The 24,392-nt window shown below is 67.1% G+C and carries 26 protein-coding genes; 11 read left to right on the top strand and 15 right to left on the bottom strand.

Annotated features, from left to right (window positions below):
* The first annotated feature begins 88 nt into the window (after nucleotides 1-88).
* The 3 genes from AC3WLY_RS32245 to AC3WLY_RS32235 all read left to right on the top strand — a co-directional run bounded on the left by AC3WLY_RS32245 (nucleotide 89) and on the right by AC3WLY_RS32235 (nucleotide 2,692).
* Entirely contained in the window at nucleotides 89-1,255 is a 1,167-nt protein-coding gene (locus tag AC3WLY_RS32245) for a tetratricopeptide repeat protein (protein WP_310141116.1), read from the top strand.
* Between the two features lie 221 nt (nucleotides 1,256-1,476).
* On the top strand, nucleotides 1,477-1,908 hold the full coding sequence (mscL, locus tag AC3WLY_RS32240) for a large conductance mechanosensitive channel protein MscL (protein ID WP_175961053.1): 432 nt from the start codon (nucleotides 1,477-1,479) through the stop codon (nucleotides 1,906-1,908).
* 337 nt (nucleotides 1,909-2,245) lie between these two features.
* On the top strand, nucleotides 2,246-2,692 hold the full coding sequence (locus tag AC3WLY_RS32235) for a hypothetical protein (protein ID WP_027784713.1): 447 nt from the start codon (nucleotides 2,246-2,248) through the stop codon (nucleotides 2,690-2,692).
* A 66-nt stretch (nucleotides 2,693-2,758) separates the two neighbouring features.
* Here AC3WLY_RS32235 and AC3WLY_RS32230 read toward each other — a convergent pair whose 3' ends face one another.
* Nucleotides 2,759-3,652 carry an NAD(P)-dependent oxidoreductase gene (locus AC3WLY_RS32230; RefSeq protein WP_175961055.1) on the bottom strand — a complete coding sequence of 298 codons (894 nt, stop codon included), beginning with the start codon at nucleotides 3,650-3,652 and terminating at the stop codon, nucleotides 2,759-2,761.
* A 135-nt stretch (nucleotides 3,653-3,787) separates the two neighbouring features.
* On the opposite strand from AC3WLY_RS32230, the gene AC3WLY_RS32225 reads away from it, so the two are divergent.
* Together AC3WLY_RS32225 and AC3WLY_RS32220 are read left to right on the top strand one after the other, a co-directional pair.
* Nucleotides 3,788-3,997, top strand: a complete 210-nt coding sequence (locus AC3WLY_RS32225; protein ID WP_011549586.1) for a dodecin — start codon at nucleotides 3,788-3,790, stop codon at nucleotides 3,995-3,997.
* Between the two features lie 222 nt (nucleotides 3,998-4,219).
* The gene (locus AC3WLY_RS32220) at nucleotides 4,220-5,149 is read left to right on the top strand and encodes a LysR substrate-binding domain-containing protein (protein WP_006478550.1); all 930 of its coding nucleotides are present in this window, start codon (nucleotides 4,220-4,222) and stop codon (nucleotides 5,147-5,149) included.
* Between the two features lie 93 nt (nucleotides 5,150-5,242).
* Here AC3WLY_RS32220 and AC3WLY_RS32215 read toward each other — a convergent pair whose 3' ends face one another.
* Entirely contained in the window at nucleotides 5,243-6,655 is a 1,413-nt protein-coding gene (locus AC3WLY_RS32215) for an 8-oxoguanine deaminase (RefSeq protein ID WP_310141109.1), read from the bottom strand.
* 520 nt (nucleotides 6,656-7,175) lie between these two features.
* Here AC3WLY_RS32215 and uraH point away from each other — a divergent pair.
* Nucleotides 7,176-7,529 (top strand): hydroxyisourate hydrolase, encoded by a 354-nt coding sequence (gene uraH, locus AC3WLY_RS32210; protein ID WP_011352401.1) that lies wholly within the window; start codon nucleotides 7,176-7,178, stop codon nucleotides 7,527-7,529.
* A 54-nt stretch (nucleotides 7,530-7,583) separates the two neighbouring features.
* The gene (locus AC3WLY_RS32205) at nucleotides 7,584-8,777 is read left to right on the top strand and encodes a urate hydroxylase PuuD (RefSeq protein ID WP_152864392.1); all 1,194 of its coding nucleotides are present in this window, start codon (nucleotides 7,584-7,586) and stop codon (nucleotides 8,775-8,777) included.
* A 90-nt stretch (nucleotides 8,778-8,867) separates the two neighbouring features.
* On the opposite strand, the gene AC3WLY_RS32200 is transcribed toward AC3WLY_RS32205, so the two are convergent.
* A complete protein-coding gene (locus tag AC3WLY_RS32200; protein WP_175961059.1) occupies nucleotides 8,868-9,278 on the bottom strand; it encodes an ACT domain-containing protein in 411 nt (136 codons plus the stop codon).
* 138 nt (nucleotides 9,279-9,416) lie between these two features.
* Nucleotides 9,417-9,821 (bottom strand): RidA family protein, encoded by a 405-nt coding sequence (locus AC3WLY_RS32195; protein ID WP_175961061.1) that lies wholly within the window; start codon nucleotides 9,819-9,821, stop codon nucleotides 9,417-9,419.
* Between the two features lie 152 nt (nucleotides 9,822-9,973).
* Between AC3WLY_RS32195 and AC3WLY_RS32190 the strand changes: the two genes are divergently transcribed.
* Nucleotides 9,974-10,939, top strand: coding sequence for a LysR family transcriptional regulator (locus AC3WLY_RS32190; protein WP_175961062.1), 966 nt, complete (start codon nucleotides 9,974-9,976; stop codon nucleotides 10,937-10,939).
* Nucleotides 10,940-11,019: 80 nt separating this feature from the next.
* Here AC3WLY_RS32190 and AC3WLY_RS32185 read toward each other — a convergent pair whose 3' ends face one another.
* The 11 genes from AC3WLY_RS32185 to AC3WLY_RS32135 form a co-directional block, all read right to left on the bottom strand.
* On the bottom strand, nucleotides 11,020-11,532 hold the full coding sequence (locus AC3WLY_RS32185) for an ureidoglycolate lyase (RefSeq protein WP_175961064.1): 513 nt from the start codon (nucleotides 11,530-11,532) through the stop codon (nucleotides 11,020-11,022).
* Entirely contained in the window at nucleotides 11,529-12,542 is a 1,014-nt protein-coding gene (gene alc, locus AC3WLY_RS32180; RefSeq protein WP_175961067.1) for an allantoicase, read from the bottom strand. Before alc ends, AC3WLY_RS32185 begins: the two co-directional genes overlap by 4 nt.
* Before the next feature lie 62 nt (nucleotides 12,543-12,604).
* Nucleotides 12,605-13,126, bottom strand: a complete 522-nt coding sequence (gene uraD, locus AC3WLY_RS32175) for a 2-oxo-4-hydroxy-4-carboxy-5-ureidoimidazoline decarboxylase (RefSeq protein WP_492308779.1) — start codon at nucleotides 13,124-13,126, stop codon at nucleotides 12,605-12,607.
* Nucleotides 13,123-14,076: an allantoinase PuuE gene (gene puuE / locus AC3WLY_RS32170; protein WP_492308780.1), complete on the bottom strand. Its 954-nt coding sequence runs from the start codon at nucleotides 14,074-14,076 to the stop codon at nucleotides 13,123-13,125. The genes uraD and puuE overlap by 4 nt, the downstream gene beginning before the upstream one ends.
* A gap of 148 nt (nucleotides 14,077-14,224) precedes the next feature.
* Nucleotides 14,225-15,016 carry an aspartate/glutamate racemase family protein gene (locus tag AC3WLY_RS32165; protein ID WP_310141089.1) on the bottom strand — a complete coding sequence of 264 codons (792 nt, stop codon included), beginning with the start codon at nucleotides 15,014-15,016 and terminating at the stop codon, nucleotides 14,225-14,227.
* 10 nt (nucleotides 15,017-15,026) lie between these two features.
* Nucleotides 15,027-16,511: an NCS1 family nucleobase:cation symporter-1 gene (locus AC3WLY_RS32160; protein WP_492308781.1), complete on the bottom strand. Its 1,485-nt coding sequence runs from the start codon at nucleotides 16,509-16,511 to the stop codon at nucleotides 15,027-15,029.
* 149 nt (nucleotides 16,512-16,660) lie between these two features.
* On the bottom strand, nucleotides 16,661-17,365 hold the full coding sequence (locus AC3WLY_RS32155; RefSeq protein WP_034181153.1) for a GntR family transcriptional regulator: 705 nt from the start codon (nucleotides 17,363-17,365) through the stop codon (nucleotides 16,661-16,663).
* Between the two features lie 306 nt (nucleotides 17,366-17,671).
* Nucleotides 17,672-18,610 (bottom strand): muramoyltetrapeptide carboxypeptidase, encoded by a 939-nt coding sequence (ldcA, locus tag AC3WLY_RS32150; RefSeq protein WP_175961075.1) that lies wholly within the window; start codon nucleotides 18,608-18,610, stop codon nucleotides 17,672-17,674.
* Nucleotides 18,611-18,709: 99 nt separating this feature from the next.
* Entirely contained in the window at nucleotides 18,710-19,306 is a 597-nt protein-coding gene (gene tadA / locus AC3WLY_RS32145; RefSeq protein WP_175961077.1) for a tRNA adenosine(34) deaminase TadA, read from the bottom strand.
* Nucleotides 19,303-19,704, bottom strand: coding sequence for a DnaJ family domain-containing protein (locus tag AC3WLY_RS32140; protein ID WP_072437118.1), 402 nt, complete (start codon nucleotides 19,702-19,704; stop codon nucleotides 19,303-19,305). The genes tadA and AC3WLY_RS32140 overlap by 4 nt, the downstream gene beginning before the upstream one ends.
* Nucleotides 19,705-19,983: 279 nt before the next feature.
* Nucleotides 19,984-21,195 (bottom strand): MFS transporter, encoded by a 1,212-nt coding sequence (locus AC3WLY_RS32135; RefSeq protein WP_492308782.1) that lies wholly within the window; start codon nucleotides 21,193-21,195, stop codon nucleotides 19,984-19,986.
* 362 nt (nucleotides 21,196-21,557) lie between these two features.
* Here AC3WLY_RS32135 and AC3WLY_RS32130 point away from each other — a divergent pair, with 362 nt between their 5' ends.
* The 3 genes from AC3WLY_RS32130 to AC3WLY_RS32120 are packed head-to-tail and all read left to right on the top strand — an operon-like array spanning nucleotide 21,558 to nucleotide 24,321.
* Nucleotides 21,558-22,328 (top strand): GntR family transcriptional regulator, encoded by a 771-nt coding sequence (locus tag AC3WLY_RS32130; RefSeq protein WP_492308783.1) that lies wholly within the window; start codon nucleotides 21,558-21,560, stop codon nucleotides 22,326-22,328.
* Nucleotides 22,325-24,064: a fumarate reductase/succinate dehydrogenase flavoprotein subunit gene (locus AC3WLY_RS32125; RefSeq protein WP_492308784.1), complete on the top strand. Its 1,740-nt coding sequence runs from the start codon at nucleotides 22,325-22,327 to the stop codon at nucleotides 24,062-24,064. Before AC3WLY_RS32130 ends, AC3WLY_RS32125 begins: the two co-directional genes overlap by 4 nt.
* Nucleotides 24,065-24,075: 11 nt before the next feature.
* Complete coding sequence (locus AC3WLY_RS32120) at nucleotides 24,076-24,321, top strand: 4Fe-4S dicluster domain-containing protein (protein ID WP_447356283.1); 246 nt, start codon at nucleotides 24,076-24,078, stop codon at nucleotides 24,319-24,321.
* The last annotated feature ends 71 nt before the right edge of the window (nucleotides 24,322-24,392 follow it).

The following is a 24,392-nucleotide window of genomic DNA, read 5'->3' as shown; positions in this document are numbered from 1 at the left end:
GGCAAACGCGGGCAACCGCGCCGCGGCCCGCCCGGGCCCGCGGCGCGAACCGATCGTCAGGAGACGGGCGCGAGCGCCCGGTTCGACCATGAAGAAATCTCTCGCCGCACTCGGCCTCTCGCTGATGCTGCTGTCGTCCGCCGCGTTTGCGGTACCGTCGCTGCAGCAGGTCGAGCAGTCGATCGCGCAGCGTAACTGGCAACAAGCCGACACGCAGCTGTCGCAAGTCATCGACGCCCATCCGAACAACGCGCACGCGCGTTACCTGTATGCGCAGGTGCTGGACCGCGAAGGCCGCGCGTCCGACGCGCTCGCGCAACTGCAGCGTGCGAAGTCGCTCGATCCGCAATTGCGCTTCACCGACGCGTCGCGCTTCGCGCAGACCGAGTCGCGCATTCGCGCCGACGCCGCACGCGTGAGCGGCAACGCGCCATCGGCCACACAGGCCGGCACGCTGCAGCCGTCGCTCGCGCCCGCCGTCGCGCCGGCCGAAAAACACGGCCCGTCGACCGGCATGTGGATCGGCCTCGGGCTGATCGTCGCGGTGATCGCGCTGGTGCTGCGCTGGACGCTGCGGCGCGCACGCACGGCCGACAACAGCCGCGCCGACGACGAACGCCGCACGCAGCTCAAGCGTGCGACCGACGTACTGAACGACATCCGTCCGCTGAAACTCGACGCGAAGCTGTCGACGGCGCCCGGCGCCGCGGCGCTGACGGGCGAACTCGAAGCGATCGAGACCGACGCGCGCACGCTCGTCGAGGCGCTGGCGAACGGCAAGAATCCGGTGCCGCCGTATCAGGTCGACGAACTCGAACAGCGTCATGCGAGCGTGAAGGCACGCGTCGAAGGCCGACCCGATCCGGCCGCGCAACCCGCGCCGCCGGCGAACGGCAGCGGCTCCGTATACGCGCAGGAAGCCGATCGCATGACGGGCGCGCAGGGCCAGCCGTATCCGCAGCAGCCCTACCCGCAACAGCAGCCGCCTGTCGTGATCCAGCAAGGCGGCGGCGGTTTCGGCGGCGGAATGGGCGGGCTGCTGACCGGCGTGCTGCTCGGCGAGGCGATGTCCGGCGGCCGCGAGCGCGTGGTCGAACGCGACGTGATCGTCGACGGCGAGCGCCGCCGGCAGGATGCCGACCCGGGCTTCGACCTCGGCCACGGCGACGCGTCGAACTGGAGCGACGGCAGCAGCGGCAACGGCAACGTCGATCTCGGCAGCAACGACGACGGCTGGACGGACGACAACACCTGACCTCCCGCAGCGCGTCGACGCGCTGCAATGCACGCCACGCTCCCCTGCACGACCGGCCGCGCCGACGCGCGGATTTGTCAATCATTTCAAGATGGACTACCGGCAATGGGGAGCGTTCGCTATCATGCGGCCATCGGCGTGCCACCGACCCTCATTCGACGCAATGCGAACCTGCGCGTCGCGGCACGCCTCCCCTCGCACCAACCAGGAGAAAGCCGCTCATGAGCATTATCAAGGAATTCAAGGAGTTCGCCGTCAAGGGCAACGTGATGGATCTCGCCGTCGGCGTGATCATCGGCGGCGCGTTCTCGAAGATCGTCGACTCGGTCGTGAAAGACCTCATCATGCCGGTCATCGGCTTGCTGACGGGCGGCCTGGATTTCTCGAACAAGTTCGTTCTGCTCGGCACCATCCCTCCGACGTTCAAGGGTAATCCCGATTCGTTCAAGGACCTGCAGGCCGCCGGCGTCGCCGCGTTCGGCTACGGCTCGTTCATCACGGTGGCGATCAATTTCGTCATCCTCGCGTTCATCATTTTCCTGATGGTGAAATTCATCAACAAGCTGCGCAAGCCGGACGAAGCCGCGCCGGCCGCGACGCCGGAAGACACCGTGCTGCTGCGCGAGATCCGCGATTCGCTCAAGCAGCGCTGATCGCCGATCGCCCCGCCTGCCAGGCCCGCCCCGTGCGGGCCTTTTTATTGCGCGTGCCGTGCACCGCCCGCCGCCTGCGGCCTATCTCACTTTTTTGTGACGCGCGAATGCACGCACGGGGAAAGCGGGTCTATGATGGAGACTAAACGACAGTACGGGCGCCAAGACGCTGGCTGTGTCGATCAGGGCGAGCAGGTCGACGGGAGACATTGATCGTCGTACTGCACGAATGCAGCATTTTCGTGTGCTATAAAGGATCGACATGCGGCGTACATAGCCGGGAGTGGGTCGCATGAAAGTGCCGCATTTCTTGCAATTGTTTTTGAGGCGAGTGTTTATGTCCTTCCCGAAAAAACGTCGGCGTGCCCAACAGGATGGCCAGGAGTCATTCCTTGCGGTGTTGCGTCACTCGAAACCTTTCGCCCAGCTCGACACCAAGATTGCCCGCGCCCGTGCGCAGGACGAACCCGTCCTCTACGCGCATGTGCTGCCCGGTCTCGACGTGCTCCTGTGCAGCGTGCGCGGCGCACAGCCGCCCTATCCGGCCATCGCCGAGCTGCGCAAGCGCTGCATCGAATCGATCGCCAACGCGCTCGAGCAGCCGCTGGACGGCCTCGAGAACGGCGGGTACTGGTACGAAGCGAACGGCTTCGGCTTCCTGGTATTCGCGAGCCGGGCACGCGCGCGCATCCTGCCCGAGTTTGGTGCAGGCACGAAAGCGAGCCTGCGCGGCGGGCTCGGTCGCCAGAACGCCGGCGACACGACACCACGCTCCCTCGGCTGAACCGCCAGTCACTCGATGGGCCGCCTCCGGGCGGCCCATCTGCCATTCACGCGCCCCGCTTGCTCGTCACACCGCCTGCCGACGCCCGTTGCCGGGCCGCACGATGTCGATGAACGCGGCGAAATCGGCGCCGGCGAGCCCCTGCGCGGCGCCGAGCCGCAGCACCTGCTGCACGGTGGCCGACACGGGCATCACCGCGCCCGTGTCGCGCGCCGCGTCGGCGATCGCGTCGACGTCCTTCTGGAACGTGCTGAGCGCGCCGATCGACGCGTGACCACCCGACGTCATGCGCGGCACGAACGTCTGCAGCAGCACCGAATCGGCCCAGCCGCCGGCCAGCGCCTCGGCCAGCCGCGCGGCGTCGATGCCGCTCGCCTGCGCCAGGCCGACGGCCTCGGCGATCGCGGTCACCGTCGCGGTGACGATCGCCTGGTTGCACAGCTTCGCAGTCTGGCCCGCGCCCGCGTCGCCCATGTGCGTGATGCGCGACGCGTACGTGCCGATCAGCGGCCGCACCGCGTCGAGATCGGCCGCGCGGCCGCCGGCCATCACCGCGAGCGTGCCGGCCTGCGCGCCCGGCACGCCGCCCGACACGGGCGCATCGACCCAGCCGGCGCCGAGCGCGGCCGCGCGCGCCGCGTAGTCGCGCGTCGCGGCAGGCGGAATGCTCGAATGATCGACGATGCGCCGCAAGCGGCGCGCCGCCGCGTCACCGGAAAGCAGCCCGTGCTCGCCGAACACGACGTCGCCGACCGCGCGCCCGTCGAGCACGCAGACGAATACCGTATCGACGCGTTCCGCCAGTTCGCGCGGCGTGCCGACCACCTGCGCGCCGTCCTTCACGAGCGCCTCGGCCTTGTCGCGCGAGCGATTCCACACGCTGACCCGGTGCCCGGCCGCCAGCAAATGCCGAATCATCGGCGCGCCCATCAATCCCGGTCCGCAAAATCCGACTTCCACGATGTTCCTCGTCTCCGATATGGGTTGCACTTGCCGCCCATCATACCTATCACTCAAGAAGCCGGGCACGCGCGGCGCCGCCTCGGGACCGCAGCTTGCACCGGCGATATAGACCGATATCCCAGGGAGCGCATCATGAGCGACCACGTGTACAAGCTGATCGAACTGACCGGTTCGTCGCAGCAATCGAGCGACGACGCCATCCGCAACGCGATCTCGAAGGCCGGCAAGACGCTGCACAACCTGCACTGGTTCCAGGTGACCGAAACGCGCGGCCACATCGAAGGCGACCAGGTCGTTCACTGGCAGGTCACGCTGAAGGTCGGCATGCGCATCGACGACTGACGCAACCGCCGCATCACACGCCGCGCCGCAATCCGGAGTCGCACTACACGCGCCTCCGCGCGGCGCCGCGCGCCCGCTTGCAACCCCGTTCAGGCCCCTTGTCGAGGCCCGGCCGGCGGGTCGCTGCGGGTATCCATCTCTTGACGCTGATTTTCGTTCATATTAAAAACGATATACCCACAGCACCCCTCGATCAGCCTGGACATATAACCCGGAGAAATCATGAGTCAGCAACGCGAGGCGATCGACACGTACCTCTTGCGCGTCTTGCACACCTTGTTGATGGAGCGCAGCGTCACGCGCGCGGCCGTCAAACTGAACCAGTCGCAACCGGCGATCAGCGCCGCGCTGCGGCGCCTGCGCGACATCACCGGCGATCCGCTGCTGGTGCGCGGCAAATCCGGCATGGTGCCGACCGAATACGGGCTGCGTCTGCTCGAGCCCGTGCAGAATGCGCTGCGTGAAATCGAGCGCATCAAGTTCCAGCAGCACAACTTCGACCCGGCCACGTCGATCCGCTGCTACCGGATCGGCTGCCCCGACTACCTGAACGTGCTGTTCGTGCCGACCGTCGTCGAGCGCTTCCGCCTGGCCGCGCCGAACGCGACGCTCGAGTTTCACTCGCTCGGCCCCGCGTTCGACTACGAACTCGCGCTGGAAGACGGCAAGCTCGACATCGTCGTCGGCAACTGGCCCGAACCGCCCGAGCAGCTGCACCTGTCGAACCTGTTCGTCGACGAGATCGTCTGCCTGATGAGCAACACGCACCCGTTCGCGAAGCGCGGCGGGCTCACGCTCGACCAGTACCTGAACGCGCCGCATCTCGCGCCGACGCCGTACTCGGTCGGCCAGCGCGGTGCGATCGACGTGCATCTCGCGCGCGAACGGCTCAAGCGCCACGTGGTCGTCACGCTGCCGTACTTCAACCTCGCGCCGTACGTGCTCGTGAAGTCCGACCTGATCTTCACGACCACGCGCCTGTTCGCCGATCACTACGCGAAGTTCCTGCCGCTGTCGGTCGTGCCGGCGCCGCTCGACTTCCCGCCGATGCAGTACTACCAGCTGTGGCACGAGCGCTGCCACTACTCCGACGAAGTGCGCTGGCTGCGCAGCCTCGTCGCCGAAGCCACCCGCACGCTGATCGAGGCGTAACGGCACACGCCGCCCGCGCCGTCGCGGCGCGGTGACGGCCAGCAGCTGGCGGCACGCCCGGCAAGGCGGCCGCCGTATCGCTTCAGGCTTCGTTCAGCGCGATGCGTCGACCAATGCATGCGCGAGCGCGTTATGGCGCTCGATGACGGGCGGCAGATCGAGCGTCGCCAACCGCCCTTCCCGCACCACCACCTTCCCGTTCACCACCGTGTACGCCGTCTGCGACGGCGCGCAGAACACGAGCGCCGCGACCGGATCGTGCAGCGCGCCCGCGAACAGCGGCTGGCGCAGGTCGAACGCGGCGAAGTCCGCGGCCATGCCGGGCTTCAACGCGCCGATATCGTCGCGGTTCAGCACCTTCGCTCCGCCGAGCGTCGCGATCTCGAGCGCTTCGCGCGCGGTCATCGCATCGGGCCCGAAACCGACCCGCTGCAGCAGCAGCGCCTGTCGCACTTCCGCGACCATCTGCGCGCCGTCGTTCGACGCGGAGCCGTCGACGCCGAGACCGACCGGCACGCCCGCGAGACGCATCTTCTTCACCGGCGCGATACCCGACGCGAGCCGCATGTTCGAGCACGGACAGTGCGCGACGCCCGTGCCGGTGCGCGCGAACAGGCCGATGCCCGCATCGTCGAGCTGCACGCAGTGCGCATGCCATACGTCGTGGCCGACCCAGCCGAGATCTTCCGCATATTCGGCGGGTGTCATCCCGAACTTCTCGCGGCTGTACGCGATATCGTTGACGTTCTCCGCCAGGTGCGTGTGCAGCGACACGCCGTACTCGCGCGCGAGCACGGCCGCGTCGCGCATCAGGTCGCGGCTCACCGAAAACGGCGAGCATGGCGCGACCACCACGCGCAGCATCGCGTAGCGGCCTTCGTCGTGATAGGTCTCGATCAGGCGCTGCGTGTCGCGCAGGATATCGGGTTCGCGCTCGACGACCGAATCGGGCGGCAGCCCGCCATCGCGCTGGCCGACGCTCATCGCGCCGCGGCTCGCGTGAAAGCGCATGCCGATTCGCTGCGCGGCGCCGATGCTGTCGTCGAGCCGGCTGCCGTTCGGGTAGATGTACAGGTGGTCGCTCGACGTCGTGCAGCCCGACTGCAGCAGCTCGGCCATCGCAGTGAGCGTCGACACCTCGATCATCTCGGGCGTCAGGTGCGCCCAGATCCGGTACAGGTTCGTGAGCCAGCCGAACAGCTCGGCGTTCTGCGCGGCCGGCACCGCGCGCGTGAGGCTCTGGTACATGTGGTGGTGCGTGTTCACGAGCCCCGGGATCACGAGGTGGCCGCGCAGGTCGAGCACTTCGTCGGCCGTGTCGGGCAGCTCGTCGGTCGGGCCGACCGCGACGATCCGGTTGTCTTCGATGTAGAGCCCCGCGTCGCGCAATTCGCGGCGCGTGTCGTCCATGGTCACGAGCACGTCGGCGTGCTTGACCAGCAGGGTTTTCGGGCGGGATGGGGATGGGTTCGGCGCGCGTGCGCCGGCGTGCTGCTCGAGGTTCATGCGTTCTCCGCGTCGGTCTGCTCCCAGGGGCTGATCCTGGGGGCGGTCACAAAGCCGTTCGAACGCTGATTCGCGGCACGCCCCGGTGCCTGCGTCCGTTCGAACGCCCTGGCCCGGTTACCCGGCGTGCTCGCCGTCTTCGGGGGTACGCGCGGGCCACAGGCCGACGCGCACGGCGGGAGGATCGCCCAAGCACGCGCGGCGCACAATGCGCGATCCCGAATACCGCACTTCACGGTTCCGATATGGTACGCCGCGCGCGCTTGGTCCGTCCTGCCGCCGGATGCCCGAAACGCCCGCTGGAAGCCCTGTCGGCGTGCCGTCGACAGCCGCTTATGCGCGGCGCATTATCTTTGATATCGCGCCCGTATTTGCGCAGGGAACCTTTTTACAATGCCTGCACGGCGCTCGCTTCACCTCGCCGACGGGTATGTAGCCACGTGACGTGGAGCCTCGATCCGCCGCACAGTCAATGGATCGAGTCGCCGCCGAACCTCGCATTCACACAAGGACACAACGAATGGGAAAGCTCACTACCCACGTACTCGATACGGCGCACGGTCGTCCCGGCGCCGCAATCAAGGTCGACCTCTACGCGCTGGACGGCGAATCGCGCCGCGCGATCAAGACCGTGCTGACCAATAGCGACGGCCGCTGCGACGAACCCCTGCTCGAAGGCGCCGCGCTCGCCGCCGGCGAATACGAACTCGTGTTCCATGCCGGCGACTACTTCGCGTCGCTCGGCGTGAAGGTGCCCGAACCCCGTTTCGTCGACCGCGTCGTGCTGCGCTTCGGCATCGCCGACACCGGCTCGCACTACCACGTGCCGCTGCTCGTGTCGCCTTGGTCGTACAGCACCTATCGCGGCAGCTGACATACGCATCGGCGCCCGCATCAAAGACAAACGATCTGAGTCTGGAGGAGTTTCATGGAAGGCTTCATCACCGACTGGCTGAACCTCGCGCTGCGATGGCTGCACGTCATCGTCGCCATCGCGTGGATCGGCGAGTCGTTCTATTTCGTCGCGCTCGACAACAGCCTGAAACCGCCGACCGACCCGAACCAGCGCAAGCGCGGGGTATTCGGCGAACTGTGGCACGTCCACGGCGGCGGCTTCTACAACATGCAGAAGTACACGGTCGCCCCGCCGGAAATGCCGGATGACCTGCACTGGTCGAAGTGGCCGTCGTACACGACCTGGCTGTCGGGCTTCTCGCTGTTCTTCGTGCTGTACCTGCTCGCGCCGAACACGTACCTGATCGACAAGAGCGTGCTCGACATGGGCCCGGTCGTCGCCGTCGCATCCGCGCTCGGCTTCCTCGCAGCCGGCTGGATCGTCTACGACTCGCTGTGCCGCATCCTCGGCACCAACGACCGCGTGCTCGGCATTTGCGTCGGCCTCTACGTCGTCGTCGCAGCGTACCTCGCGTGCCACATCTTCTCGGGCCGTGCCGCGTACCTGATCGTCGGCGCGATGCTCGCGACGATCATGTCGGCGAACGTGTTTTTCGTGATCATCCCCGGCCAGCGCAAGATGGTCGACAAGATGCTCAAGGGCGAAGAGCCGAACCCGATCTACGGCAAGCGCGGCAAGCAGCGCTCGGTGCACAACACGTACTTCACGCTGCCCGTCGTGTTCGCGATGCTGTCGAACCACTATGCGATGACGTACACGAACAAGTTCAACTGGGTCGTGCTCGTGCTGATCATGCTGGCCGGCGCGCTGATCCGCCAGTTCTTCGTGATGCGTCACCGCGGCAAGCAGCTGTGGTACCTGCCGATCGGCGGCGTCGCGCTGCTGTCGGGCGCGCTGGTGTGGACGATGCCGAAGCCGGTCGCACCGGAAGCGCAGGCCGCCAACGCGCCAAAGATCGTGATCAACGACATCATGCCGATCCTGCAGCAGCGCTGCGTCGAGTGCCATTCGTCGAAGCCGACGCTGATGGGCAGCGCGCCCGCGGGCGTGATGTTCGACACGCCGGACGAAGTGTCGAAGAACGCGCAGCGCATCTACGAACAGGCCGTGCGCCTGAAGGCGATGCCGATCGGCAACGTCACGCACATGACCGACGACGAGCGGACGAAGCTCGCCGCCTGGTTCGAGGGCGGCGCGGTCAAGTAAGCCGCCGTGCGCCGGTTGCCGGCGCAATCCTCTCCGTTCGCGGGCCCGATGACGGGCCCGTTTTTTTGCGTGTTCCGAATGCGCCGCGCGCTAGCCGTGCATCGCGTCGCGCTGAAGCGCGACGAGCGCCTCGAGGGCGCGGAGGCCGTCGTCGAACGGCACGAAGATGTGATCGTGGTACGCGGCGGCCATCACGTTGCAACTGATCCCGGCCGCGCCGAGCGCCCGCGCGAACGCCGCGGTGAGGCCGACTGCCGCGAGATCGGAATGCACGGTCAGCGTGATCCACGCGGCGCGGAACAGCACGGGCCAGCCGCGACGCACGGCCACCTCCTCGCCGACGACGACCGTCAGCCCTTCCGCTTCGCGGAACGTCGCGATTGTTTCGGATAACGATACGTCCGCATCGGTCGGCAGCGAGACAAACACGAACGCGCCCGGATGCAGTTCGGGTTGCATCGTGCGCAGCAGGATCGCGAGGTCGTTTTCAGGTTGGCTCATCGGAGGAACACGTCCAGCTCCGGACGTCGTGCGGTGGCGATGCGGGCACGATAGCACGCGCGATGACGGCGCCATGCACGCACCGCCGCGACTTCGTCCGCAAGCCAGCCTCGGAACGCGGGGGCGCTGCCGGTCACCTCACCCGTCGACGAATTCCGGCAGCCGCGCGATCGCCTTGATCTCGAACTGGAAGCCGTACAGCCAGGTCACGCCGACGGCGGTCAGCGTCGGGTGCGGCGCGTCGCCCCAATACTCGGGGACGATCTCCCAGATCCGCTCGAACGTCGCTTCGGGGTCGACGAGGAACACCGTCACGTCGACGACATCGTCGAACGTGCAGCCGGCCGCACGCAGCACCGCGTTCAGGTTGTCGAACGCGCGGCGAACCTGCGCGCCCAGCTCCGGCTCGGGCGAACCGTCGTCGCGGCTGCCGACCTGCCCCGACACGAACAGGAAACCGTTCGAGCGCAGCGCCGGCGAATAGCGGTTGCGCTCGTACAGCGCCTGGCGACCGGGCGGGAAAACTACGCTACGCTTTGCCATCCAACACCTCCATCAGTCAGTGGGGCGAAGCCGCCCCTGCATCAACGATGAAGGCACTTTAATGACCGTCGCCCGGCGGATAAACCGGCAACCCTGTCCAACACTGTTTGCGCGCCCCAAACAATTTCCGACCGACGCGGAGCCCTGACCCGATGGATCGATTCGACGCAATGCAGGCGTTCGCCCGCGTAGTGGAAGCCGGCAGCTTCACGAAGGCGGCCGAGACGCTGCACATGAGCCGCACCACCGTCACGCAACTGGTGCAGCAGCTCGAAGCGCGGCTGCGCGTGAAGCTGTTCAACCGCACGACGCGCAAGGTCGTCGTCACCGCCGACGGCGCCGCGTACTACGAGCGCGTGGTGCGGCTGCTGGCCGACATGGACGATGCCGAAACGAGCCTGTCCGCAGCGTCCGCGTCGCCCAGGGGGCGGCTGCGCGTGGACGTACCGAGCCCGTTCGCGCGCCTGATCCTGATCCCCGCGCTGCCGGCGTTCCATGCGCGCTACCCGGACATCCAGCTCGACATGGGCGTGAGCGACCGCGTGGTGGACGTGATCGGCGAGAACGTCGACTGCGTCGTGCGCGGCGGCGAACCGGCCGACCGTTCGCTGGTCGCGCGTCGCGTCGGCGACCTGCGGCTCGGCGTATACGCGTCGCCGGCCTATCTCGCGCGCGCCGGCACGCCGTCGCATCCGGCTGAACTGGAAGACACGCATCATCGGACCGTCGGTTTTCTGTGGGCGCGTACCGGCAAGGCGCTGCCGTTTGCGATGGAATGCGACGGCGAGCGCGTCGACGTGCGCGGGCGCTACGTGCTCGCCGTCGACGACGGCAATGCATACCTCGAGGCCGGCCTCGCCGGGCTGGGCATTCTGTGGCTACCCGACTACATGGCTGTCGCGCATCGCGAGCGCGGCGACCTGGTGCCGCTGTTCGAGGCGTGGCAACTCGAACCGATGCCGATGTACGTCGCGTTCCCGCCGAACCGGCACGTCAGCGCGAAGCTGCGCGTCTTCGTCGACTGGATCGCCGACCTGATGGCGCAGCATGCGCCGGTCGCGAACCGGCGTCGCGGCGGCAGCGGTTCGCGCGACACGGGCAAGGCTGTGCCGACCTGAATCGCGCATAAACGGCCGCACATAAAAAAACCGCGCAAGTTGCGCGGGTTTCGACAAGCTGGCGCGGAAACGCCGGAGACTCAGGCCGCCAGCGCGTGCAGCGCCTCGTCGGTGAGCCACAGCGATTCCTGCAGATCCTGCTCGTTGAGGTTCAGGCCGTCGCCGCCCCGGTCGACGACGATGAAGTCGCTGACGCCGCCGAGCGCGATCAGCGGGTGATGCCACACGCCCTTCGCATAGTTGACGCCCTGCCAGCCGCTCGTCACGAACGCGCGGATCTTCGCCGGGTCGAGATCGCCCGCGGGCGCCACGACGACGAGATACGGCCGGTCGTTCAGCGGCACGAATGCCTGGCTGCCGAGCGGGTGCCGCTCGAGCATCTTCACTTCGAACGGCAGCGTGCGCGGCTGGCCTCGAAACAGGTTGACGAGCGTGCGGCCGTCTTCGTCGCTCACATCGACTTTCGCGAGATCATGAAAACGGATCGTCGTGCCGAGGTTGATCGGGATCTGCTTCGCGCCTTCCGTCTCGATCACGTCGCCGAACGGCGCGAACGCCTCCCTGGTCAGCGGTTCGATAACAAGCGTCTTCATTTGTCGAGCGTCCCCCACAGACGCAGGCGCGACACGCCGCCGTCCGGAATGATGTTCAGTCGCACATGCGTGACGGGGCCGAGCGACGCGATGTCGGTTTCGAAGTAGTGCTGCTTGTCCATCTGCAGCTTCTGTTCGCCGAGCAGCACCGGCCAGAACATCGACTGCGTGATCAGCGAGCTGTCGGTGCCGCCCGACACATAGGCAGCCTGGATCGAGCAGCGATCCGGGTAGTTGCCCTTGAAGAACGCGGTATCGACTTCGATCTTGCGGATCACGCCCGGCTGCGCGAGCGCGATGATCGCCCAGTCGTTGCCCGGCTCGCGGCGGCGGCGGGTTTCCCAGCCGTCGCCCATGTTCACGCCGCGGCCCGGCAGCAGCAGGTTAGACGCGACGCCGAAGTGCTGGTTGTTCGCGGCCACGACATAACCTCCGTTTTCCATCGCGGCGAGATCGAACTGCTCGGTTGCGCTCGCGCCGGCCCAGTCGAGCTGCGGCTGGCCGTACACGCGCAGGCGCGCAATGCCGCCGTCCGGATAGATGTTCACACGCAGGTGCGTGAACGCGCGTGCGTCGCTCGCTTCGACGTAGTGATGGCTGTTGCCCTGCAGCGTCGTCGACGGCACGATCTCGACCCACTCGGTCGCATGCGTCGGCGCGCCGTCGGCCACGAAGGCGGCCTCGATCGACGCGGCCGGAGGGAAATTGCCGGTGAAATGGCTCGTGTCGATGTCGAAGCCCTTGATCACGCCCGGGCGCGCGAGCTTGACGATGCACCAGTCGTAGCCCGTCGTGCGCTTGCGGCGCGTTTCCCAGCCATCCATCCACTTGCCGTGGTCGTCGTACTTGCCGGGAATGAAGACGGCCGGCTCGGGGTTCAGCATCCGGTCCTTCGGCGCGAAGAAATCGTCGCTGGCTTCGAGCGCCTGCGCACCGAGACGCGGGTCGGCAAGATTCACGTAGCGCCGCGTGAATTCGGGTGCGTTGGGATCGAGAAGCGGAACAGCCATGATGTTTCCTTGTTTCAGTGATGCGATCGGGCCGCTGCGGCGCAGCAGGCCGTATTGCGGTGTCAGGCGTCGATCAGGTCGTCGAGGCGGAAGCGCGCGATCCGGTAGATCTGGTCGAGGCTCGCGCGCAGTTCCTCGGTGCGCGAATGATTCACGCGCGACTCGAAGTTCGCGATGATGCCGTGCCGGTCATAGCCGCGCACGGCGAGGATGAACGGGAAGCCGAACTTCTCGCGATACGTGCGGTTCAGCGTCAGCAGCTTGTCGAACTCTTCCTGCGTGCACTGGTCGAGGCCCGCGCCGCTCTGCTCGCGCGTCGACTCGGCCGTCAGCTCGCCGCGCACGGCGGCCTTGCCGGCCAGCTCCGGGTGAGCGTTGATCAGCGCGAGCTGGCGCACTTCGCCGCCCGTTTCCACCGCGCCCGACATCGTCTTGTGCAGCGCGTCGATGCTCGCGAACGGCCGCTCGCCCGCGGCGACCTCGGCCACCCACGGCGAATGTTCGAAAATCCCCGACAGCGCCGCGACGAATGCGCTCGGCGCCATCGTATTCAGTTGACTCAACGTGTAACGCATCGCCTTCATGCTTTCCCTTCGTTTCGATGAATGGGCCGATACGGATGATGTTCACGCCAGTGACGCGCGATGTCGACACGGCGCGTCACCCATACGCGATCGTGCTTCTCGATGTGATCGAGGAACCGCTGCAGCCCGCGGAACCGGCCCGGCCGGCCGAGCAGCCGGCAGTGCATGCCGATCGACAGCATCTTCGGCGCCTCGTCACCCTCTTCATACAACACGTCGAACGCGTCGCGCAGGTAGTCGAAGAAGTGATCGCCGGTGTTGAAGCCCTGCGGCGTCGCGAAGCGCATGTCGTTCGTGTCGAGCGTGTACGGGACGATCAGTTGCGGCGACGTGCCGCCGCCCGACACGGCGACGTCCATCCAGAACGGCAGGTCGTCGCCGTAGTTGTCGGAGTCGTACAGGAAGCCGCCGTATTCCGCGACCAAGCGGTGCGTATTGGGGCTGTCGCGGCCGGTATACCAGCCGAGCGGGCGCTCGCCCGTCACGCGCTCGATCGCCTCCATCCCGAGACGCATGTGTTCGGCCTCGAGTTCGGGCGTCATGCTCTGGTAATGGATCCAGCGCCAGCCGTGGCACGCGATCTCATGGCCGAGCTCGACGAACGCGCGCGCGAGCTCCGGGTGACGCTCGATCGCCATGCCGACGCCGAATACCGTCAGCGGCATCCCGCGCTTCTCGAATTCGCGCAGGATGCGCCACACGCCGGCCCGCGAACCGTATTCGTAGATCGACTCCATGCTCATGTGGCGGTCCGGATACGCGGCCGCGCCGACGATTTCGGACAGGAACTGCTCGGAGCCCGGATCGCCGTGCAGCACGCAGTTCTCGCCGCCTTCTTCGTAGTTCAGCACGAATTGCACGGCGACGCGGGCGCGCCCCGGCCAGTTCGCCTGCACGGGATGGCGGCCGTAGCCGATCAGGTCGCGAGGATAGTTGGGATCGAGTGACATGGTTCGAAGTGCGGCGAAAGTTCGCTGGAGTAATGGGTTCGCATCGACCGCGCGGGTGCCGCAGGGCGGCCGCGCGAGCCGATGCGATGACGGCCCAGTGTAGCGAAAACGTCCATACGCGCCCATACAGCGGCGCAGATAGTGCGTGTCAGACGGTGTGTATGTGCGGTTGCGGCAAATTCGGGGCCGGTTCCGCCGCATCCCCGTCCGACGGACTGAAGCGGGCGAATGCGCCGTCGTAGCGCTTCGGCAGCGGCCGCGCGTAGTCGCCGCGCTTCGCGGTCGCGAGGCGCAGCGCAACGAGCGCCTCGGCCCACTTGACGGCCGCCGTGACGCCCTCGACCACCGGCGCGCCGATCTGCTGCTCGATCTCGTGCGCGAATTCGGCCATCCCCGCGCAGCCGAGCACGATCGCGTCCGCGCCGTCCTCGTCGAGCGCGCGCCGGCATTCGTCGACGATGATCCGGCGTGCGGCCGAGCCCGGCCGGTCGAGTTCGAGCACCGCGACGTCGGTCGCGCGCACGTTGCGGCAGAACCGCTTCATTCCGTAGCGTTCGGCCAGGTGCCACGCCATCCCGCAGGTACGCGCGAGCGTCGTGACGACCGAGAAGCCGGGCGCGAGCACGCTCGCCGCATGCATCGCGGCCTCGGCGATGCCGATCACCGGCCCGCGCGCGAGCTCGCGCGCCGCGTAGAGGCCGGGATCACCGAAGCACGCGATCACGTACGCGTCGCAGCCGTCGCGCTCGCCCTGCGCGATCTCCGCGAGCAGCCCGGGGGTCGCGAGCGCCTCGTCGTAATACCCTTCGATCGACGGCGGCCCCATCGGCGGGCTCACCGCGACGATCTCCGTGCCCGCGGCCGCGACGTCGCGCGCGCAGCGGCCCATCGCGTCGGTCATCCGCTGCGTCGTATTCGGATTGATCAGTCGGATCTTCATCGCATGCTCCTCACGCCTTCGTGCTCACGAGCAGCCGGTAGAACACGAAGCCGAGCCCCGCGCCGATGAACCACGAGAAGTTCGCGACGCCCTGCCAGCCCGGCACCATCACGCAGACGACCGCGATCACCGCGGCCGGCAGCAGCGCGGCGAGCGCACGACGGTTCACACCGCCCGTGTACCAGTAGGTGCCGCTTTCCGACATCGTGTACAGGTCGTCGCGCACGAGCCGGCCGCGCTTGACGAGATAGAAGTCGGCGATCAGCACGCCGTACAGCGGGCCGATGAACGCGCCGAGCACGTCGAGCGTGTAGTGGATCACGGCCGGGTTGTTGAACAGGTTCCACGGCGTGATGAAGATCGACGCGACGGCCGCGAGCATCCCGCCCGCGCGCCAGCTGATCAGGCGCGGCGCGACGTTCGAGAAGTCGAACGCGGGCGACACGAAGTTAGCGACGATGTTGATGCCGATCGTCGCGATCGTGAACGTCAGCGCGCCGAGGATCACCGCGGTCGGATGATCGATGCGGCCGACCGTCTCCACGGGATCGGTGACGAGTTCGCCGAACACCGGCAGGGTCGCGGCCGTCGTGATCACCGTGACGAGCGAGAACGCGAGGAAGTTGACGGGCAGCCCCCAGAAATTGCCGCGCTTCACTTCGCCGAACGACCGGCAGTAGCGCGAGAAATCGCCGAAGTTCAGCATCGGCCCGGAGAAGTACGACACGACCAGCGACACCGCCGTGATCATCACCGGGATCACTTGCGCGCCGTGATACTTGACGCCGCCGAGGTTGATGCCGATGTTGCGCCAGCCCGCGCGCCACACCATGTAGCCGGCGAGGATGAACATCACGACATAGACGGCCGGGCCCGCGAAGTCGATGAACTTCTTGATCGTCTCCATCCCGTTCCAGAACACGAACGCCTGCAGCACCCACAGCAGCATGAACCCGGCCCAGCCGACCGCGGACAGCCCGAGGAAGCCGTAGCGATGGACGTCCGCATACGGCAGCCATTGCGGGAAGAACTTCAGCACGACGATCACCAGCGCGCTCGATGCGAGGTAGGTCTGGATGCCGTACCACGCGATCGCGATCAGCCCGCGGATCACGGCCGGCACGTTCGCGCCGAGCACGCCGAACGTCGCGCGGCACGCGACCGGATACGGCACGCCGATCTGCTGGCTCGGCCGCGCGATCAGGTTGCACAGCAGGTTCACGATGCCGATCCCGACGATCAGCGCGATCAGCACCTGCCAGCTCGTCAGCCCGAGCGCGAACAGGCTGCCCGCGAACACGTAGCCGCCGACGCTGTGCACGTCCGACATCCAGAACGCGAAGATGTTGTACGAGCCCCATGTCTGATTCTTCAGGGGTGCCAAATCTTCGTTGTACAGACGTTCGCTGTAACCGCCCGGCAGCGTCGGATCGCCGCCCTCGCCGCCTTCTTCCGCCGGATAGGCGCTGTCGTGCGCCACACTGAACTGAGCCATGACTTCTCCTTGACGCGGCCGGGTGGCCGCTCCACCGTCATCGTTACCGCTCCGGATCGTCGCCCGGAGTCGGACCAGCGGCCCGCGGCGAACACCGCAGGCCTGCATTGCTCTCGTTCTGTGGCGCGCGGCCGGGTTCGCGTCGCCGCTCAGGCGCCGCCGAACACTTCGCGCAAATCGACCTGCCCTTGCGCGGGCCGGTCCAGCATCTTCAGTTCGACATGCTGCAGGTGGCGCGCCATCAGCGTCACCGCCCGCTTCGGATCGCCCGCTTCCAGCGCGGCGAGGATCTCGTCGTGGTCGTCGCACGAACACGGGCTGCGCCCGTGCGATTCGTACAGCGCCGACATCAGCGTCGAGCGTGCGACGAGCCCTTCGAGGCACTCGCTGAGCGTCGCATTGCCCATCAGCGTGGCGAGCGCCGTGTGGAATTCGCCCGACAGCCGGATCCATGCCGCGAAGTCGTGCCGCTCGAACGCCTTGCGTTCCTTGTCGATCAGCGCGGCGACGCCCTTCAGCCGCTTCGCGCCGGGCCCGGTCGCAAGCCGCTCGACCACGGCGAGCTCGATGATCCGGCGCATCTCGAACACCTCGTGCACGTCCTGCAGCGTCGGGCTCGCGACGAACGCACCGCGGTTCGGCTCGAGCTCGACCAGCTTGTCGGTCGCGAGCTGCGCGAGCGCCTGGCGAATCGTCCCGCGCTTCACGCCGAACACGTCGCAGAGCTGCGCCTCCGTCAGCTTCGCGCCTGGCGCGAGCCGATGCTCGAGAATCGCCGTGCGGATCCGCTCGGCGATCGCTTCGGGACTGGCTGCACCGGACGGGTGGGAATCGGGCTCGTTCATGATCTGCATCGTGTGATGGTCCTCATCCTAGGATGGACATAAAGATTGTCAACAATTCTTTTCCGGAATTTCGCACAATCGGCGTGCACGGACGCGACCCCAATCGGTGCAGGATGCGCGAAATCCATGCACATCAAGCCTGAACGCCATAACAGAGGCCGTCTCGTCGTATACCCTCCCGGCCATTTTGTTGACAAAACTGGTGCAAAATCCCGTGACGCTTCTGTCGGCGTCAGCCGAAATTTCTGACCGTTAGTTGCACACTTACATAAAGAAAAAGGCGGAAGACCCGCCTTTCGATCGACCGCGTCCGCATCAGCCGAGGTGCGGATAGTCCGACAGCGTGAGCCGGAACCCATGCGCATTCGCGACCAGCTGCGCCTGCGCACCGAACGGCAGCGTCAGCAGGTCGGGCACGTGGCCGAACTGCAGCCCCGTGACAACCGGAATGCCGACCACCTCGCGCACCTGGTCGATCATCGCCTGCATGTCGTAGCCGTTGTCGTATTCGAACGGCTGCGCGCCGGTGAACTGGCCGAGCACGAGTGCCTGCTGGCGCGCGAGCAGCCCCGACAGGTGCAGTTGATAGATCATCCGCTCGATCCGGAACGGCTGTTCGTTGACATCCTCGATGAACAGGATGCCGCCCTCGATGTCGGGCATGTACGGCGTGCCGATGAGCGACGTGAGGATCGCGAGATTGCCGCCCCACAGCGTGCCCGTCACGTTCACGGTCTGCACCTGCGGTGCCTCGGCGATGATCGTCGTGCTCGGCTGCGTCAGCGTCTGCCAGAAGTGCTGCATCGTGAAATCGCTCGGCGTCTGCGCGCCGAAGTCGGCGGACAGCATCGGGCCGCCGAACGTCTTGATGCGCGCCTTCGCGTACAGCGCGAGCTGGATCGCCGTGAAATCGCTGTGGCCGACGAGCGCGACGGGCTGGTCGCGCAGCCTGCGCTCGAGCCCGCGATAGTCGAGCCCGTGCAGGATCCGCGCGGCACCGTAGCCGCCGCGCACCGCGAGCGCGATGTCCGGCAGCGGCCGCTCGGGATCGGCGAGACGGTTCAGGTCGCCTGCCCGCTCGCCGTCGGTGCCGCCGAAACGCTGGAAGCGCCGCTGCGTCGCTTCGACGTTCTCGATGCGCTGTTGCGCGATGCTGAGGCGTTCGAGCGCGCGATTGATCGCGTCGGGATCGTGCGGATAACCGGATGGCGCCAGCAGGCGGATGGTGTAGGACGCGGCGGGCTGGAAGGACATGGCGAAAGGTGTCGGGTCGTCAAACCTGCTTAGAGGGTCCGAACCGTCTTCGGTTCAGGCAACCGTGCGCACCCGGAGCGACAGGCGCGGCCGGCGCGACTATGACGCGCCGGATTCGGCGTCGCGAGCCAGCCGTGCTTCGCGCAACGCGCGACGGCGCTCGGCGAAGAACGACTTCAGCGCGGCGCCGCACTCGTCGGCGAGCACGCCGCCGGTCACTTCGGTATGGTGGTTGAGCTGCGGATTCGCGAACGCGTCGATCACGCTGCCGCATGCGCCCGTCTTCGGATCGGCGGCGCCGTAGACGACCCGCGCGATGCGCGCATGCATGATCGCACCCGCGCACATCAGGCATGGCTCGAGCGTCACGTACAGCTCGCAGCCGGGCATCCGGTAATTCTGCAGATTTTGCGCGGCCATGCGCAGCGCCGCCATTTCCGCATGGGCCGACGGGTCGTGCCCGCCGATCGGATGGTTGAAGCCGCGTGCGATCACTTCGTCGCCGCGCACGAGCACCGCGCCGACCGGCACTTCGCCGGCCGCGCGCGCCTCTTCCGCGGCGGCCTGCGCGAGCCGCATGAAATGCAGGTCGCGCGCCGATACGGGTGCGGTTTCGGGAGCAGGAGACCGGGCGGCGGGTTCAGCGGCCGCGTCGGCCACCGATCGGGCTGCGTCGTGCAGCGCGTCGGACGTCACATCGGCCCCGCTTCGGCGGGCGCATCGTCGAGCCCGCGCTCGCACAGGCGTTCCGCGATGCGACGGCAGTAGTCGCGCGGCATCACCATCGGGCCGCCGCGCAGCGATTCGAGCGCCATGTCGAGCGCCAGGATCTTCGCCTGCAGCCGGCAGCGCGCGGCACGGTCGCTGACCGCCTGCACTTCGTCATGCAGGTTGCGCAGCGCGCGCAATTGCTCGACGGCCGGCGGCACGAAGCCCGCGTTTTTCAGGATACGGTTGGCCACCCGCACCTCCTCGGGCACGAGCAGGTCGTCATCCAGCGCCTGCGGCGCGCCGGTACCCGGCAAATCGTCGAACTCTCCCCGCGCAGCGGCGGCGGCAATACGTTGTTCGACCAGGGCGTCAAGCAATCTCATCAGTCAATGGGAACAATGCGGCAGGCCGAATTCTAGCAGGGTGACGCGGGTATGACAGGCCCTTCGAATACATGCTCGATATTGCGTTTTTAGGGGCCGAATCGTGACGCATGCGCGCCGATCGGCGCCTGTTGCCGGTCTGCTGCGCCGCAGCGGGCGAAGCGCCGTCCGGACACCGGCAAATGCAGGCGGTGTCCGGCCCTGTTTTTTATCTGCGTCGATGCGTCCCGGGCGTCGCCAATCCGGCGAAACGGAAGGCGCCCGTCTTCCGTTACCGGGTCACGCGGCCATCGTTTCCGGCCGCGCTTTCGCAAACGGGCGGAACATCGTCGCGATCAGGAACGCGCCGAGACCGACCGCGAACGAACCGAGGTACAGCCAGCCGTAACTGCCGAACGTATCGACGATCAGGCCGCCGGCAACGGGCCCCGCGGCCATGCCAAGGCTGCCGGCCATCGCGCAGCCGCCGATCACGGTGCCCATCATCCGCAGCGGGAAGTTCTCGCGCGCGAGCACCGAATACAGCGGCATCACGCCCGCATAGATGAAGCCGAACAGCGTCGCGACCGCGTAGAACCCGTCGAGCGTGCGCACGAAGTAGTAGCCGAGCGCGCCCAGCGCCTGCGCAAGCAGCCCGGCCACCAGCATGCGCTTCGCACCGACGCGGTCGCCGAGGAGCCCGAACACGATCCGGCCGCCCATGCCCGCGAGCCCTTCGACGCTGTAGATCGATACCGCGACGATCAGCGGGATCCCGCACGTCACCGCGTAGCTGACCGTATGAAAAATCGGGCCCGAGTGGGTCGCGCAACAGAAGAAGTTGGTCAGCACCAGCACCATGAACTGCGGCGAGCGCAGCGCGTCCGCGACCGACATCGCCGCGGGCGCGCCGGCAGGCGCAGGCGCCGCGTGTGCGCGGTCGAGTGCGGGCGCCCGGCGCACCAGCAGCGACACCGGAATCATCACGACGGCCGCCAGCGCGGCGACGAGCAGCATCGACGTGCGCCAGTCGTGCGTCGATACGAGCCATGCGGCCAGTGGCGACATCGTCATCGGCGCCATTCCCATCCCGGCCGACACGAGCGACACCGCCAGGCTGCGGTGCGTATCGAACCAGCCCGTCACGCATGCCATCATCGGCGCGAACACCGCGGCCGTCGCGCTGCCGACGGCAAGGCCGAAGGTCAACTGGAACGCGAGCAGCGACGGCGCGCGGCTCGCCAGTGCGAGGCTCGCCGACAGCAGCACGGCGCCCGTCATGACGACCGCGCGCGTACCGATGCGGTCCGACAGGCTGCCCCACCCCATGCTCGCGAAGGCCATCGCGATGAAGCCGATCGTCATCGCACCGGAAATGCCGGTCATCGACCAGCCGGTGTCGCGCGCGATCGCGCGCAGGAACACAGGTAGCGAAAACATCGCGCCGATCGCAATGCAGCCCATCAGGCCACCCGCGGCGACGATCACCCAGCGGTATCGGGAATCCGGCATCTGGCGTCTCCTTTCTCGTTTCCGCAACCCTCGGAACCGGGCTCCCGCCGCGCTGCGCGGCGGCAGGTCCAGCTGCCGCATCGACGCTGTCGCGAGCCCGGTCGACATCGATACGACGGGCGACGCATCGGGAAATCGACATGTGCGGCGCACACGCCGGCGAATTTGTTTGATTGTCGGCCGATCCGCGCGGCTGGCGAGGGGCGGATCGTTCGAACACCGAATGCCGCCGGAGCGCCCGTCCGGCCCGCCGCCTGCCGCCCTGCTTTTCCGGATTCGGAAAGTCGAAATCAGAAATGGTTGGTTTGGACGCGCGATCGCGCTGGCTACACTCGAACCATCTTGTCATAACAAGTTGACCGATGCCTCCAACCAACGTCGTGCCGCTGTCGGCGCCGCCGCTCTATGTGCAGATCAAGGACACGCTGCGCGCGCGCATTCTCGACGGCACCTATGCGCCGCACAGCCGGATGCCGTCCGAGCACGAACTCTGCGCGATGTTCGACGTCAGCCGCATCACGGTGCGCCAGGCGCTCGGCGACCTGCAGAAGGAAGGCCTGCTGTTCAAGCTGCACGGCAAGGGCACGTTCGTGTCGAAGCCGAAGGCGTTCCAGAACGTGACGTCGCTGCAGGGGTTCGCCGAAGCGATGTCGTCGATGGGCTACGAGATCGTCAACCAGTTGCGCAGCTTTCGCACCGTAAAGGCCGATCGCCATCTCGCGACGAAGCTGAACGTGCCGGAAGGCGCGCCGCTCGTCGAGATCCATCGCGTGCGGCTGCTGAACCGCGAGCCCGTGTCGCTCGAGCAGACCTGGGTGCACGAAGCGCTCGGCAAGCGCCTCGCGGGTGCCGATCTCGCGACCCGCGACATCTTCCTGATCCTGGAAAACGACTGCGGCATCCCGCTCGGTCATGCCGACGTGTCGATCGGCGCGATCCTCGCCGACGACGAGATCGTCGATGCGCTGCACGTCGAGGAAAGCAGCCCCGTGCTGCGCATCGAGCGCCTCACGCACGACGCATCGGGCGCGCCGATCGACTACGAATACCTCTACTTCCGCGGCGACGCCTTCCAGTACCGGTTGCGCATCGACCGGCAGAAGGCACGCAAATCTATAAGGAACCCGAAATGAATACCCATGTGCTCGAATACGACATCGTCGTGGTCGGCGGCGGCACGGCCGGCCCGATGGCGGCGATCAAGGCGAAGGAGCGCGACCCGTCCCTGCGCGTGCTGCTGCTCGAAAAGGCCCACGTGAAGCGCAGCGGCGCGATCTCGATGGGGATGGACGGGCTGAACAACGCGGTGATCCCCGGGCATGCGACGCCCGAGCAGTACACGCGCGAGATCACGATCGCCAACGACGGCATCGTCGACCAGGCAGCCGTATACGCGTATGCGACGCACAGCTTCGCGACGATCGAACAGCTCGACCGCTGGGGCGTGAAGTTCGAGAAGGACGGCACCGGCGACTATGCGGTGAAGAAGGTCCATCACATGGGCTCGTACGTGCTGCCGATGCCGGAAGGACACGACGTCAAGAAGGTGCTGTACCGGCAACTGAAGCGCGCACGCATCGCGATCACGAACCGGATCGTCGCGACGCGCGTGCTGACCGATGCGCACGGCCATGCGAGCGGCGTGCTCGGCTTCGATTGCCGCACCGCGGAGTTCCACGTGATTCGCGCGAAGGCCGTGATTCTCTGCTGCGGCGCGGCCGGCCGGCTCGGGCTGCCGGCGTCGGGCTACCTGATGGGCACGTACGAGAATCCGACCAACGCGGGCGACGGCTACGCGATGGCCTATCACGCGGGCGCCGCGCTCGCGAATCTCGAATGCTTCCAGATCAATCCGCTGATCAAGGACTACAACGGCCCCGCGTGCGCATACGTGACGGGCCCGCTCGGCGGCTTCACCGCGAACGGCAAGGGCGAGCGCTTCATCGAATGCGATTACTGGAGCGGCCAGATGATGTGGGAGTTCCATCAGGAACTGCAAAGCGGCAACGGCCCCGTGTTCCTGAAGCTCGACCATCTCGCGGAAGAAACGATCCAAACCATCGAGCAGATCCTGCATACGAACGAGCGGCCGAGCCGCGGCCGCTTCCATGCGGGGCGAGGGACCGACTACCGCAGCCAGATGGTCGAGATGCACATCTCCGAGATCGGCTTCTGCAGCGGCCACAGCGCGTCCGGCGTGTACGTGAACGCACGCGCGGAGACGACCGTGCCGGGGCTCTACGCCGCCGGCGACATGGCCGCCGTCCCGCACAACTACATGCTCGGCGCTTTCACGTACGGCTGGTTCGCCGGGCAGAACGCGGCCGACTACGTCGCCGGCCGCGACCATGCGCCGGTGGACGACGAACAGGTCGACGCGGAACGTACACGCGTGTTCGCCCCGCTGTTACGCGAGCGCGGCCTGGCGCCGGCGCAGGTCGAATACAAGCTGCGCCGCATGGTGAACGACTATCTGCAACCGCCGAAGGTGACGCGCAAGATGGAAATCGGGCTGCAACGTTTCGACGAGATTACTGAGGATATCGAAGAGATAAAGTCGAGCCATCCTCACGAACTGATGCGCGCGGCCGAAGTTCGCGCGATCCGCGACTGCGCGGAAATGGCCGCACGCGCGTCGCTGTTCCGCGCCGAGAGCCGCTGGGGGCTGTACCACCATCGCGTCGACTATCCGCACCGCAACGACGCCGAATGGTTCTGCCATACGTGGCTGCGCAAGGATGCCGACGGCGTGATGCGCAGCGAGAAGCGGCCGGTCGAGCCGTACATCGTGCCGCTGGCCGACGACGAACGCGGCGCCTACGCGCATCTGCGCATCCGCGAACCGGCCGCGCTCGCGGCCGCCCTCTGAGGAGCCATACCATGCCCCATACCCCGCACGACATCTTCCAGCGCAGCAGCGCGCCCGTCACGATCGACGAGGCACTGTGCATCGCCGACAAGGGCTGCACCGTCTGCATCGACGTGTGCCCGCTCGACCTGCTCGCGATCGACGTAACCAAGGGCAAGGCCTATATGCAGTTCGACGAATGCTGGTACTGCATGCCGTGCGAGCGCGATTGCCCGACCGGCGCGGTCAAGGTCGAGATCCCTTATCTGCTGCGCTGACCGGGCGCGTGCCGATCGTCGTCGCGCTGCCCGCGCGGGCCGTGCATCGACGACGTGACGGCCGGGCCGGC

Source organism: Burkholderia sp. FW306-1C-G01B (genome assembly GCF_058781685.1).
This window is presented reverse-complemented; position numbering and strand designations above follow the sequence as displayed.